The sequence below is a fragment of the Photobacterium sp. 53610 genome, from assembly GCF_036409375.1.
Taxonomy (GTDB): Bacteria; Pseudomonadota; Gammaproteobacteria; order Enterobacterales; family Vibrionaceae; genus Photobacterium.
Genome location: NZ_JAXOFS010000001.1, coordinates 1,423,161 through 1,436,643, shown reverse-complemented (window position 1 = coordinate 1,436,643; position 13,483 = coordinate 1,423,161). Strand labels below are relative to the sequence as shown.

The following is a 13,483-nucleotide window of genomic DNA, read 5'->3' as shown; positions in this document are numbered from 1 at the left end:
CGGCCGGGGATGTCATTGTCTCCGGCGGTACGCTGTCGAGCTTTACCGGCAGCGGCACCAGCTACAGCGCCACTTTCACGCCGGATACGAACAGTACCGCAGGGGCGACGGTGGATGTGGCCGCCAGTGTGTTTACGGATGCCGCGGGGAACGGCAACACCGCCGCGTCCCAGCTCGCCATCAGCGTCGATACGCTGCAGCCGATGGTCACCCTCACCAGCGACAAAGCGGCCCTGAAGCAGGGTGAAACCGCGGCACTGACCTTCACCCTGAGCGAAAGCAGCAGCGATTTCGCGGCCGGGGATGTCATTGTCTCCGGCGGTACGCTGTCGAACTTTACCGGCAGCGGCACCAGTTACAGCGCGACCTTCACGCCGGATACGGACAGTACCTCCGGTGCCACGGTGGACGTGGCGGCCAGTGTGTTTACGGATGCAGCGGGGAACGGCAACACCGCCGCGTCTCAGCTTTCTATCAGCGTCGATACGCTGCAGCCGATGATCACCATCACCAGCGATAAGTCGGCCCTGAAACAGGGTGAAACCGCGGCACTGACCTTTACCCTGAGCGAAAGCAGCAGCGACTTCTCGGTCGGGGATGTGACAGTCTCCGGCGGTACACTCAGTAACTTTACCGGCTCTGGTGCCTCATATACCGCGACACTGACACCAGGCACAGACGGGAATATCACCCTGGATATCGCCAGCGGACGGTTCACTGATCCGAATGGCAACGCAAACCTGGCCGCGACACAGTTGGTGCTGACCTATGACGGCACTGCACCGTATATCAGCACGTTGAGCCCTGCAGATGATGCGACGGATGTCAGTTATAACAGTCATCTGGTGATTACATTCAGTGAAACGATCCAGGCCGGTGCGGGCAGTCTGAGTCTTGTCGATGCAACGACGTCTGCCACGCTGGCTACTTACGCGATGACGGACAGTGAAGTGAATCTTTCGGGTGACCAGCTGACGGTATCGCCATCGCAGTCCTTTGTGCCGACACACACGTATTATGTCACCATGACGAATGATGCATTATCGGATGTCGCCGGAAATGCATTTGCCGGATTCAGCAGTGAAACCTTCTTCAACTTTACAATCGCGAATGCGCAGCCAGTTGCGACTGACGACACTGCATCTGTGGCGGAAGATAACCTGATTGCGATTGATGTGCTGTCGAATGACAGCGATACCGACAGCCTGCTCAATCCGGCCAGTGTGACTGTGGTGACCGCGCCTCAGCACGGCAGCACCAGCATCAACACCGGCACCGGGACGATCACCTATACACCGGATGAAAACTTTGCGGGTACGGAAACCTTTACCTATCAGGTTGAAGATATTTACGGGGCGGTTTCGTCGGCTGCGACGGTGACGGTGACGGTCACACCGGTTGCCGATACGCCTGTGGCGACGGCGGATGTCGGCAGTACGGATGAAGATACGCTGGTCGAGCTTGATGTACTGGCGAACGACAGTGATGTGGATGCCGGGGATACCCTGCAGGCGTCTACGCTGACGATCGTTACGCAGCCTGCGCATGGTTCTGCCAGTGTTGATAACGGGAAGATTCAGTATCAGCCCGAAGCGAATTATGCGGGTACCGATACACTGACTTATACCGTGGAGGACAGCACCGGGCTGGTTTCTAACGCCGCTTTGGTGACCATTAACGTCGCAGGTGTCAATGATGCGCCTCAGACCGTGGCCGATACGCTGGCAGTCGATGAAGATGAAAGCGGTGTTGTGGATGTGCTGGCGAACGACAGTGATATTGACGGTTCACTGGCGCAAGACACTGTCCAGGTGATTACTCAGCCGCAAAAAGGGCAGGTCAGTGTCGCCACCGATGGCAAGGTGACCTATACACCAAATGCCAATTACTTCGGCAATGATAGCTTCACTTATGTGGTCCAGGATGACCTGGGTGCGACGTCATTGCCAGCGACGGTGACGGTCACTGTGGCCAGTGTGAATGATGCGCCGATTGTGGCAGATGACACGGCAACGTTGCTGGAAGACACGCCGCATACGGTAAATGTCCTCGGGAATGATCAGGATATCGACGGCACGATTCAGGCAAATTCCTTAGTGATTGTCACTCAACCAGCGCAGGGCAGTGTGAGTGTGGGCAGCAACGGGGCCGTCGTGTATACCCCGGCGCTGAATTTCAGCGGTGAAGATCAGTTTACTTATCAGGTAAGCGATGATCAGGGCGCGGTATCGAATATAGCCACTGTGACCATGACGGTTCAGGCGGTGAATGATGCGCCGGTCGCCAATGATGACCAGTCGACGACGCAGGAAGACACGGCGGTTGATATTTCGGTGATTGCCAACGACAGCGATCTGGATGGTTCACTGGATCTGAATTCGATTCAGATTCTGACGCCGCCTCAGTTTGGCCAGTTGCTGGATCTGGGCAACGGCAGCCTGCGTTACACCCCGGATGCCAATCAGTCCGGAGATGACAGCTTTACGTATACGATTGATGATAACGAAGGCAGTGCATCGAATACGGCCACGGTGTCTGTGACGGTGGAAACGGTCAATGATGCGCCAACCATCAGTGGGACACCTTCGCTGAGTGTGGATCAGGACCAGAGCTATGAATTCCAGCCAACAGCATCGGATATCGAAAATGACGGGTTAACTTTCAGCATTACCAATATGCCGGCCTGGGCCAGTTTTGATCCTCAGACCGGACGGTTGTCTGGCGTGCCGGATAATGATGCTGTGGGCCAATACACCAATGTGATCATCAGTGTGAGTGACGGTGATAAAACCACAGCGTTACCGGCATTTACGATTACGGTGAATAACGTCAATGATGCGCCTGAAATCAGCGGCCAGCCGCAGGATCAGGTCTCTGAAGACAGCGCGTACAGTTTTATCCCGCAAGCGACGGATATCGATCAGGATGCGCTGACCTTCAGCATTCAGAACAAACCGGAATGGGCCAGTTTTGATCTCCAGACCGGGCAGCTGTCCGGTACGCCGGATAACAGTCATGTCGGAACCACCAGCGGGATTGTCATCAGTGTCAGTGACGGACCGGAAACGGCGTCTCTGCCAGCCTTCAATATCACGGTGGTGAACGTCAATGATCCGCCGGAAGGGGAAAACCTGACCGTTTCGCTGGCAGAAGATCAGACGCTGTCGATTGTGCCTTCAATGACCGATGTGGACAGCAGCTCGCTGAGCCTGCTGGTCACTGCATCGCCGCAGCACGGCAGCCTGACGGCACAGAGCGGCCTGACGGCACAAAGTGGCGGCTGGCTGTATACGCCGCAGGCTGACTATAACGGGTCCGATACTTTCAGTTATCAGGTAACGGATGGTGAGCTGGTCTCTGCGACTTACACGGTGGCGATTTCGGTGACGCCTGTGAATGACGTGCCTGTCATTCTCTCGGACAGCTATCAGTTCAAAGCCAATGCGCAGGGCCGGTATGTGCTGGATGTGCTGAGCAATGACAGTGATATTGATCAGGATCCGTTGTCTCTGCTCTGGGCGACAACCGAGAAGGGCACTACCTCCATTGAGAACGGCCAGGTAATTCTGACTACGACTCAGCAGGGGACCTTGTCTCTGAAATATGCTGCCAGTGACGGAGAAGCCGATCAGCAGGTCGGTCTGGTCACCGTGGTGATTGAATCGGCCGACAGTCAGCCGCCGGTGATTCAGGCACCAGCGGATGTTGAGGTGAATGCGACAGGCCTGTTTACCCGGGTCAACCTGGGCGTTGCGAATGCCACGGACAGTCAGGGCAAAGCACTGGCGGTGTCTGTGGTCGATCGGAAACCGTTCTTTAAACCGGGCAAACACACCGTGTACTGGCGTGCCGTGGATGCCAGCGGTCGTGAGTCGCAGGCCAGCCAGCAGGTTGTTGTGCATCCTCAGGTTTCGATTGCCAAAGATGGGAAGGCCACAGAAGGCACGACGCAAAAGGTCCGAGTCTATCTCAACGGTCCTGCACCTGCGTACCCAGTGACTGTGCCTTACACCGTATCTGGTACCAGCGACAGCAGTGATCATACGCTGACCGATGGTGAAGTCGTGATTCAGAGCGGCACCGAAGGGATCATTGAATTCGACGTTCTGAGTGACGCGTTACCGGAAGGGACAGAAACGCTGGAAATCAGCCTGTCTTCGTCGGTGAACCTTGGCAGTAAATCGCACTATTTCCTCAGCATTCTGGAGGAAAATGTTGCGCCGTCAGTATCGACGGAGGTTGTGCAGGACACCGAATCCCGGCATGTCATTGATGCTTCCGGAGGATCAGTGACCGTGACGGCCAGCGTGACGGATCCGAACGCGGCTGACAGTCACAGCTATCTGTGGGAAGCCAGCGACAGCGCCATGGCGAACCTGAGTACTGAAGATCATCAGTTCATTTTTGCACCGGGCGCTTTAACGCAGGGTATGTACACCCTGACACTGACCGTGACGGATAACGGTTCCCCGAATCTGTCGGTGAAACAGGATATTTATCTGGAAGTTGTTGCGCAGCTTGCCCAGCTGGGCAGCGGAGACAGCGACGGGGACCTGTTGCCGGATGATCAGGAAGGTTACTCCGATGGGGACTCGGACGGTATCCCGGATTATCTGGATGTGATCACCGACTGTAACGTTGTTCAGGAACAGGCGGTGGTCTCTGACCGTTATCTGGTCGAAGGGGATCCGGGCGTTTGTCTGCGCAAAGGGATGACCGTCGCCGGAAATAAACTGGGTGGTGCGCAGCTGCAGACCGATGAAATTCCGTCAGACAGTGGCGCTCAGAATATCGGCGGTGTCTTTGACTTTGTTGCCCATGGATTGCCGGTGGCAGGACAAAGTTACCAGGTGGTTTTGCCGCAGCGTCTGCCAATTCCGGCCAATGCGGTTTACCGGAAATACACGGAATCGCAGGGTTGGGTGAATTACATTATCGATGCTCAGAACTTTGTCTCTTCCGCGTCGGGTGAAGCCGGTTACTGCCCTCCTCCGGGGGATGTTGAGTGGCAGGCTGGTCTGCACGAAGGGGATTGGTGTGTGCAGCTGACCATTCAGGATGGCGGTCCGAATGATGATGACGGTCAGGTGAATGGCAGTGTGATGGATCCGGGTGGTGTTGGTGTTCCGGTGAGTGCAAACCAGCTGCCGCAAGCGCAGGACGATAGTCTGTTGCTGAACCGGAATGGTGAAATCACCATTGATGTGCTGGCTAATGACACGGATGCCGATCATGATCCGCTGACGTTGATGGCGTCCTCGGTCGATTTCGGGACTGCCACGCTGGTGTCGAATCAGGTGCACTATTTCGCCCCGAACGGTTTCTATGGGGTGGCGACCATCAGTTACAGCATTTCGGACGGCATTGGCGGCACGGCCAATGCCGAGGCGAAAGTCACGGTGCTGAACAGTGATTACCCGGTTGCCGTCAACGATGCGGTTCAGACCGACGATCAAACGGCGGTGGTAATTGCGGTCCTTGGGAACGACAGCGATGCGGATGGTGACAGCTTGTCTGTGATTGCGGCAGTAGCTGACCGGGGAACAGTCTCTGTGAATGGTGATCAGACCTTAACCTTCACACCGGAGCCGGGTTATGCCGGTGACAGCATCATTACCTACCGGATTCAGGATGCAACCGGACTGGAAGCCAGCGCTCAGGCGCGGGTGACAACAACGCTCAAGGAGGGCATGGTGGTGAAAAACCGGGGTGCCGGTACATTCTCGGCAATGATGTTACTGCTGCTGGGCGGCTTTGGCCTGATGCGTCGATGGGGCGGGCGTGTGCTCGCACTGGTTCTGAGCTTACTGACCTTCAACAGCCAGGCCGCCTGGTATGTCGATGCGGAAATCGGGGTCAGTCAGGCCAGTGAGCGCAATACTCAGCCAGCCGACACCACGGTGTCTCAGGATGACAGCGATATGGCCTGGTCCTTGGGGATCGGCTATGAAACCCGCAGTCAGTGGCTGTTCACTGCACGCTATCTGGATCAGGGAGAAGGGGAAGCGACACTGACGCCCGATGGTATGACAGACAGTGATTATCATCAGCAAGTGTCTAAGGCGACTCCGGCACTGACGTCCGGGGTCGCACTGGATGTCCGGTATCCTGTTCTGGCGGATAATGACTTCCGGCTGTTGCTCGGTGGTGGTGTGTACCGCTGGGAAGTGGATTACAGCAGTACCTATCAGGGGGAGACGATCAAGTCGTCAGACTGGGGGATTGATCCCTATCTGACGGTCGGGATCGATTATCGTCTGCATCCGGCCTGGCTGGCGGGCGTGAAGTTCAACCGTTACTTTATTGACATCAACGATATCAGTCAGACTTCTCTGACCCTGACTTACCAGTTCGGGCAGTAGTCTTCGCGGAGAAACGAAAAATGCTGGCTTCGGCCAGCATTTTTGATCGGGAGAGCGAGTCAGACGGGCATTACGCCAGTGGCGTGAAATATTTACCTTTCATCTGAGTGATCGTAAAGGTTTTCACCCGGACATTGGGAGACCAGTGATTCATCGGCCAGCCTGCTTTTTGTTTCAGGGCTTTGATGAAAGCTGAAGGCTTTGGCAGTTTTTCCCAGACCTGCGGCAGAAACACGGCCTGAGAATAATGCTCTGTCAGGATGACACCCACCTTGTGCTGCTCCAGATAGGCTAGCAGTTCTTCTTCAGAAGCTACTGAAAGGAGCTTGGGTTCAGAGAGTACGGAGACTTCAATGGTCAGGGAATCCAGCTGCTCCTCGGTGAGCGGCATGAATCGTCTGTCCTGATAGGCACTGTCTCTGGCTTTGTTATGGACTTCTATTACCAGCGGCTCATTGGCCGTGACGGTGCCCAGACAGCCCTGGAGCTGACCATCGACTTCAAGCGTGACAAAACAGGCACCGTTAGCCCGCAGCTTGCGGTGGTAGAGATCCAGTTGCGGCGGCATCGGCAGATCATCGGAAAAATGGCTGCGGATCGCCTCCCGGGCAATATCCAGCAACTGCGTCATTTCTCCCTTATTCAGGGCCGGTTTCTCTGGGGGAAGACACGAGGTAACTGACATATCCAACGACTCTCTCCTTATCTCCGGCCTCCATGTCGCCGGAGTTTTTGTATTCAATTTGTGTTAAGTAATAGCCTCTTTGCTTCGCCAGTAATAACAAGGTGTTGATCCCGGTTGAGCCGCAAGCCTGTTGCGGGGAAAGGCTGGGATCGAACTTTTCAATCACTTTCAGAGTCCGGTGATCGATATCCTGTGCATCTGCATAGGGGTGGTAATGGCTCAGATCACTGCTGATGACCAGCAATGTGTTGTCCTGCCATAGGGGATCAATGATCTCCGCCAGACGCGCCGGGGAAATATCTCCGGTGAGTATCGGCAGCAGGGTAAACGCCGGCAGGCAATGCTGCAGGAAGGGTAACTGCACTTCCAGACAATGCTCCAGCTCATGTATATGATCTGAGATAGCAATATCATCGAATCGTGACAATTTTTCAACAGACGGCGTGTCAATCTGGACTTCACCTAACGGTGTGGCGAAATACTGATCACCGGGCAGGGCGCAGCCATCAAAGGCATAGTAATGACTGGGGCCAACCAGAATTACTTTTTGATACACATTTCCGTTTCTTTTCAGCCACCGGTAGGCCCTGGCAGCGACTTTACCAGAGAACATATACCCCGCATGCGGCACGATCAGTGCTCTGGGGAATGATGTCACTTCGTCCGGGGCAATCAGCCAATGATTCAGCTGCTTGCTCAGTTCCAGCGGCGAAGCCTGATAAAACCGACCGGCGACAGCAGGGACTCGAATGGTCATCGTCTGGTCCTCTATCTCCGAACTGGTTCTGAAGGATGTGATTGGTTCACGCCACAGGCTCTGCCTGATACATCAGGCGGGATCTGGCGGAGACCAACTATATTTAAGTATAGAAAGGATTAATTTCGCGGAGCATCTCCATGGCGCATTCTCACCGGATGCAAACAGACCCGCTTTCCGGAAGCCCTCCGGCGAGCTGGCCAACCACACACTGGCATCAGTTAGATGACGGTCGTGTGGTTTGCGATGTCTGTCCAAGGCATTGCCAGCTCCGTGACGGCAAGCGGGGTGCCTGTTTTGTGCGGATGGCTGAACATGGTCAGATTGTGCTGACGAGCTACGGCCGCTCCAGCGGGTTCTGCATCGACCCGATTGAGAAAAAACCGCTGAACCATTTTTACCCGGGCAGCTCAGTTTTATCGTTCGGAACCGCCGGATGTAATCTGGGCTGTAAATTCTGCCAGAACTGGAGCATCAGCAAGTCGCGGGAAATCGATACCTTAGGGTCAACCGCAATGCCAGAGCAAATCGCCCGGGCAGCGCAGCAGTACGGCTGCGATTCCATTGCGTTTACCTATAATGACCCGGTCATTTTCATGGAATACGCCATGGACTGTGCAGACGCCTGCCATGCCCACGGGATCCACAGTGTGGCGGTGAGTGCCGGTTATATCTGCGATGTGCCGCGGCAAGACTTTTATCAGAAAATGGATGCGGCCAATATCGACCTGAAAGCCTTCACGGAGCGGTTTTATCACAAAATATGCAGCGGGCATCTGGCACCTGTACTGGATACGTTGCTCTACCTGCGTCATGAAACCCGGGTGTGGTTCGAAATCACCACCTTGCTGATCCCGGATGAAAATGACAGTCCGGTTGAAATCGAGGCGATGTCACGGTGGATCATGGAGAATCTCGGCCCGGAAGTTCCGTTGCATTTCAGTGCATTTCATCCTGATTTTAAAATGATGGACAAACCGCCGACCCCACCGTCAACCGTCAAACGGGCAAGACAGATTGCTCTGGATGCCGGACTGAAATACGTCTACGTAGGTAATATTTTTGATGAGGCAGGGGACAGTACCTACTGTCCCGGCTGCGGTGCGAAGGTGGTTGCGCGAAACTGGTATGCGCTGGGCGATTATGAACTGACCGACAAAGGTTGCTGTCAGCACTGCGGCTATCAGCTTGCCGGACGGTTTACGACGCTCGGTGAAAGCTTCGGGCGCAGGCGGATTCCCATCCGGATCAGTGCCTGATGGTGATAAAAGCAACAAGCTCGTCAATTGGGTTTTACTCCGGTGCGGCTTTGCATTATCTTACCGCTTTCCGTAAAGCCGAACAGAGAATGTCCCGCATGACTATTGAAGCATTGCATCAGTTTCAGAATCTGGTGATCACTCAGCCGAACTGCCCTTACTGTGTGAGAGCGAAAGCGATCCTTGACGGACGTGGAACAGACTACACGACACTGGTGCTGGGTCAGGATCTGGAAAAGACCGAGATGGTTGCTTTTATTGAGCAGGTGGCAAACACCACCGTGCGGACCGTGCCGCAAATCATCCTGGATGGCAGGTATATCGGGGGGCATGATGATCTGGTCGCGTTTCTGGAGCGACAGGTTGATCACGACGCGCTCAGTGATTTCGAATTGTGATGAAAAAGGCTCCCGTCGGGGGCCTTTTTCTTTATTGATGTTTTTTCAGTAAGGAGACGGATGAGATGAGCTTTCATGTAAAAGTTATCTGGCAAGGCAACAGTCAGCCCGGAGAAGCATTCAGCCGGGATCATCAGATTCACTTTGGCAGCGGCCAGCAGGTTCAGGGATCGTCTGCGCCGGAATATCAGGGCAGTGCCGATAAAATCAATCCGGAAGAAAGCCTGATGTCGTCGCTGTCTTCCTGTCATATGCTGACGTTTCTGGCGATCGCGCATCTCAAACGTCTGCCGGTTGCCAGCTATCAGGACAGCGTGACCGCAGAATTGGGGCAAAACGACGCCGGTAAAACCAAAGTGGCTGTGATTGATCTGAACCCGCAGATCACCTTCGCGGAAGGGATTGACGTCTCCCCTGAAGTCCTGGACAAAATGCATCAGAAAGCGCACGCGAATTGTTTTATTGCGAACAGCCTGAATGTGACTGTTCGATTGCATGGAAAGGAGTTCGAGCATTGATCAAAGCAGAGACAAGCATATCGCTCACCGGCCTGTATACAGGAACAGTGACACAGAATTACGGTATCACCACAGCGATGGCCAAGCAGCCGGTGACCGGCCGGATGTATTTGTCGGAGACCGGACTGGAAGGTGATGAATGCGCCGAGCCGAAATTTCACGGTGGTACGGAAAGGGCGCTGCATCAGTATCCGCTCGAGCATTATGCTTTCTGGCAGCAGAAGTATCCTGAGCGCGAATGGGTGTCGTCGGGGATGGGCGAAAATATCAGTACGCTGGGGATGACGGAAGACAATGTCCGCATCGGCGACCGGTATCGCTGGGGTGAAGCCATCATCGAAATCAGTCAGCCGCGTTCGCCTTGTTTTAAACTGAACTGTCGCTGGGATTTACAGGGCTTTTCAGAAACCATGCAGACCACTGGCCGTTGTGGCTGGCTGTATCGTGTGATTCAGCCCGGTTTTATCAGTGCGACAGCACCTTTGGTCCTGATTCAGGCCGGGGATGAGCGCTTTACCGTCAAGCGGGTGCTGGATTGGTATTTCAACGATCCGATGAATCCGGATAAGTTACGTCTGCTGCAGACGTGTGAAGCCCTGTCGAAGAGCTGGCAGAGCACTATCGCCAAGCGTCTGGAAACAGGTGAGCTGGAAAACTGGCATTTCCGCCTGAACGGGAAAGCCTGAAAAACAAAACGGGCCGAATGACGGCCCGTTGATTCTGTGATGTTTGTGAAGCTGACTCAGGTCAGCGCATAGCCAATCAGACCGGCGATCGCCAGGCAGGCACCACCGAACACGCCAAATTCAATGCGCTTTTCAACGACGCATTCAACGTCTTCTTTTCTGACAGTCAGCATACTGAAAATGCAGCCACCGGCCAGCGCTACGGCTAATACGCCCAGGCTGAACAGGATAGCCGAAACAAAATCCATCAATTCCATATCAATCCTCTTTTGGACTTACCCAATCAATTTGCTTGTTGCGTGCTTATTGGTGAATGGGTCTGTCCGGGGGAATGGACAGACCTGCACGTCTCGAATGCGGGGCGAATCATACACCGATTGGCGGGCGCTGTAATCCCGGAGGTGTAATCAAAAATGACGGGCGAATGGGGTCAGGCAAAGGCCAGCCTTGCCGCAAAAGCGATCAGGACCACACCCAGAGACCGTTCAATCAGATGCATTTGCCGTTGGAACCAGAACCGGGCTTTTTCAGCGGAAAACACCACGCTGACCCCCATGAACCAGATCGCATTGACGGAACACATCCAGGCGCCATAGAACATCTGTACGGCGATGGGGGTATCGATGCTGACCACATTGGTCATGACCGCCAGGAAAAACAGGGTGGCTTTCGGGTTGGTGGCATTGGTGAGAAAACCGATGCTGAAAGCCCGTTTCAGCGACTGTGTCTCCGCCGGGGTATCCGGATTGTTCGCTGCATCTGTTGCCGGTCCGTTGTCTTTGGCCGGTTTGCTGCGGCAGAGCTGAACACCCAGATAAACCAGATAGATTGCCCCGAGCACTTTGGCAGCGATGAGCAGCCACTCGGAGGTGTGCATGAGTGCGCTCACGCCCAGCAGGGTATACAGGACATGAATGCCCAGCCCGCAGCCGATGCCCAGTGCGGTCATCACACCATGGCTGCGGCCAAATTTCAGGCTCTGTCTGACTGTGACCACGAAATCAGGTCCCGGTGCCACGACGGCCATAAAATGGATCAGGGCCAGAGAAAGAAATTCCGGCCAGTATTCATTGATCATTATTCACATCCTTATTGAATCAGGCCGCCACTGGAATGTGGTAGCGCACCTGGAGGTTCCCTTGCTGGAACTGGGTGGAAATCCGGATATCAGCAGGCAATTCACTGGTATTGCTGATATGTGTGCCTAGGCAGGGCAAAGTGCTCAGTCCGCCGAATCCGACCCGGCGTGTTCCCGTCTGATCCGTACTGATCTGAACCGGAAGTCCGGCAGCGATCAATCGGCCCAGGTGCTGCGCAATGGTCTGTTCATCCAGCTCCACGACATGTGTCTGTGGCGCGAACTCAACATGGCAGGTCTCGGGCCAGTGATTCGCTCGGACCGGTTGCCAGCCATTTTGCAGGCCAATGTTACCGATCAGATGTCCCAGGCTGTGCAGGCAACTGTGTAACTGCCGGGCTTCCTTATCCAGAGCCATGGTCGTCATGCCGGTAGGCAGGGCATGATCAAGGATATGCTGAATCTCGTTGCCCACTTTGCGGGTGTGCAGAACCTGTGCCCGTTCACCGCAATGCGTGATGATCCGGCCGGTATCTCCGGGCTGCCCTTCATCTTGCGGATGAAAGACGGTTTTGTCCAACACGGCGATCCATTGCCCATCTTCCTGAAAACAGGCAAGAAGCTCGGCCTCACAGTAGAGCTGATTGGTGCTGAGATATAACGCTTGTGTTGCCATCGAAGATGCCATGAACGCTTTCCGTGAATTGCTGGAATTGTTGTGATAGGCAGCATTGTAATCATCCGGACTGTGCATGATAATCCATCATCAATTCAAATAACTTTTGCGTATAACGCACGAATCAGAGGCAGCATGAGCAGCAACAAGCACATTGGTCTGATGCAGGATATGGCAATTTTTGTCTCTGTGGTGAAAACCGGCAGCTTTTCAGAATCGGCAAGATTGCTGGGCGTCTCACCTTCTGCCGTCAGCCGGACCATCAAACAGCTGGAGCAGCAGCTTGGCGTTTGCCTGTTACAGCGTACGACCCGGAAACTGCGGCTGAGTGAAACGGGCAGAACGGTGTATGAACGCTGTCTTCAACTGGACGAGGCAGCCAGAGAAGTGGTGTCGCTCTGTGAAAGTCAGGACAGCTCTGCCCGGGGTGTCGTGAAGGTTGCAGCTCCGAAAGCAGTGGCGCATTCTCTTATTCATCCCTACGTTGCTGAATTTCTGCGGCTGTATCCGGATATCGATGTGCACCTGGTGCTGGACGATCAGGCTCTGGATCTGATTGAACAGGAAATTGATATTTTGTTCCGGATCACCCGTCAGCCGCCGCAGGGGCTGATCGGACGCAGTATGATGCCGATTGTGCACGTGCTCTGCGCATCTCCGGAGTATCTGGAGCGCAGGGGGATGCCCGTTCATCCGAAAGAATTAACCGGCCACAGCTGTATTTCTCTGGGAGAGAATGAAACGGATTCGAAATGGCGGTTCCGAAAAGGAGACAGCAAAATCACGGTGCCGGTCACCGGACGGTACAGGGCTAATCATTCGCGGGTGCGGCTGGAAGCGGCAGAGCAGGGGATCGGGATTGCCAGCTTGCCGGTCTTTGTTGCTGAAGGAGCTATTGCGGAAGGCAAGATTATTCAGGTCTTACCCGAGTGGGAATTTGAAACAGCCTACACCGGTGATTTATGGATGTTATATCCGGCGACGCGCCATATTCCGGCCAAAGTGAGTTTGTTTGCGGACTACATTGTGGGCAAGTTAGGGAAGTCGTGAATCTCGTCTGATCT

Annotated in this window: 11 protein-coding genes; 6 read left to right on the top strand and 5 right to left on the bottom strand. The window is 54.6% G+C overall.

The annotated features are described in order from the left end of the window. Nucleotides 1-6,362, top strand: a 6,362-nt coding sequence (locus SPK40_RS06500) for a tandem-95 repeat protein (protein ID WP_330959825.1), incomplete at its 5' end; no start/stop codon positions are given. Between the two features lie 70 nt (nucleotides 6,363-6,432). Here the strand turns inward: SPK40_RS06500 and amrA are convergent. Together amrA and amrB are read right to left on the bottom strand one after the other, a co-directional pair. Further along, on the bottom strand, nucleotides 6,433-6,993 hold the full coding sequence (gene amrA / locus SPK40_RS06495; RefSeq protein ID WP_330959824.1) for an AmmeMemoRadiSam system protein A: 561 nt from the start codon (nucleotides 6,991-6,993) through the stop codon (nucleotides 6,433-6,435). Between the two features lie 7 nt (nucleotides 6,994-7,000). Then, nucleotides 7,001-7,804, bottom strand: coding sequence for an AmmeMemoRadiSam system protein B (gene amrB / locus SPK40_RS06490; RefSeq protein ID WP_330959823.1), 804 nt, complete (start codon nucleotides 7,802-7,804; stop codon nucleotides 7,001-7,003). 140 nt (nucleotides 7,805-7,944) lie between these two features. Between amrB and amrS the strand changes: the two genes are divergently transcribed. The 4 genes from amrS (at nucleotide 7,945) to SPK40_RS06470 (ending at nucleotide 10,665) form a co-directional block, all read left to right on the top strand. Then, nucleotides 7,945-9,063, top strand: a complete 1,119-nt coding sequence (gene amrS / locus SPK40_RS06485; RefSeq protein ID WP_330959822.1) for an AmmeMemoRadiSam system radical SAM enzyme — start codon at nucleotides 7,945-7,947, stop codon at nucleotides 9,061-9,063. 89 nt (nucleotides 9,064-9,152) lie between these two features. Then, nucleotides 9,153-9,461, top strand: a complete 309-nt coding sequence (locus SPK40_RS06480; RefSeq protein WP_248139440.1) for a glutaredoxin domain-containing protein — start codon at nucleotides 9,153-9,155, stop codon at nucleotides 9,459-9,461. Between the two features lie 65 nt (nucleotides 9,462-9,526). After that, nucleotides 9,527-9,979: an OsmC family protein gene (locus SPK40_RS06475; protein WP_330959821.1), complete on the top strand. Its 453-nt coding sequence runs from the start codon at nucleotides 9,527-9,529 to the stop codon at nucleotides 9,977-9,979. Between the two features lie 47 nt (nucleotides 9,980-10,026). Further along, nucleotides 10,027-10,665: an MOSC domain-containing protein gene (locus SPK40_RS06470; protein WP_442957549.1), complete on the top strand. Its 639-nt coding sequence runs from the start codon at nucleotides 10,027-10,029 to the stop codon at nucleotides 10,663-10,665. A 56-nt stretch (nucleotides 10,666-10,721) separates the two neighbouring features. Here SPK40_RS06470 and SPK40_RS06465 read toward each other — a convergent pair whose 3' ends face one another. The 3 genes from SPK40_RS06465 to SPK40_RS06455 all read right to left on the bottom strand — a co-directional run bounded on the left by SPK40_RS06465 (nucleotide 10,722) and on the right by SPK40_RS06455 (nucleotide 12,431). Then, nucleotides 10,722-10,922: a hypothetical protein gene (locus SPK40_RS06465; protein WP_248139443.1), complete on the bottom strand. Its 201-nt coding sequence runs from the start codon at nucleotides 10,920-10,922 to the stop codon at nucleotides 10,722-10,724. Nucleotides 10,923-11,095: 173 nt separating this feature from the next. Then, complete coding sequence (locus SPK40_RS06460; RefSeq protein WP_330959820.1) at nucleotides 11,096-11,743, bottom strand: LysE family translocator; 648 nt, start codon at nucleotides 11,741-11,743, stop codon at nucleotides 11,096-11,098. Between the two features lie 19 nt (nucleotides 11,744-11,762). Further along, a complete protein-coding gene (locus SPK40_RS06455; RefSeq protein WP_330959819.1) occupies nucleotides 11,763-12,431 on the bottom strand; it encodes a hypothetical protein in 669 nt (222 codons plus the stop codon). A 123-nt stretch (nucleotides 12,432-12,554) separates the two neighbouring features. Here SPK40_RS06455 and SPK40_RS06450 point away from each other — a divergent pair, with 123 nt between their 5' ends. After that, on the top strand, nucleotides 12,555-13,469 hold the full coding sequence (locus tag SPK40_RS06450; protein WP_248139448.1) for a LysR family transcriptional regulator: 915 nt from the start codon (nucleotides 12,555-12,557) through the stop codon (nucleotides 13,467-13,469). The last annotated feature ends 14 nt before the right edge of the window (nucleotides 13,470-13,483 follow it).

Coding starts and splice junctions, on each gene's coding strand:
- amrA (WP_330959824.1), bottom strand. CDS start 6,993: ATGACGCAGTTGCTGGATATTGCCCGGGAGGCGATCCGCAGCCATTTT.
- amrB (WP_330959823.1), bottom strand. CDS start 7,804: ATGACCATTCGAGTCCCTGCTGTCGCCGGTCGGTTTTATCAGGCTTCG.
- amrS (WP_330959822.1), top strand. CDS start 7,945: ATGGCGCATTCTCACCGGATGCAAACAGACCCGCTTTCCGGAAGCCCT.
- SPK40_RS06480 (WP_248139440.1), top strand. CDS start 9,153: ATGTCCCGCATGACTATTGAAGCATTGCATCAGTTTCAGAATCTGGTG.
- SPK40_RS06475 (WP_330959821.1), top strand. CDS start 9,527: ATGAGCTTTCATGTAAAAGTTATCTGGCAAGGCAACAGTCAGCCCGGA.
- SPK40_RS06465 (WP_248139443.1), bottom strand. CDS start 10,922: ATGGAATTGATGGATTTTGTTTCGGCTATCCTGTTCAGCCTGGGCGTA.
- SPK40_RS06460 (WP_330959820.1), bottom strand. CDS start 11,743: ATGATCAATGAATACTGGCCGGAATTTCTTTCTCTGGCCCTGATCCAT.
- SPK40_RS06455 (WP_330959819.1), bottom strand. CDS start 12,431: ATGGCATCTTCGATGGCAACACAAGCGTTATATCTCAGCACCAATCAG.
- SPK40_RS06450 (WP_248139448.1), top strand. CDS start 12,555: ATGAGCAGCAACAAGCACATTGGTCTGATGCAGGATATGGCAATTTTT.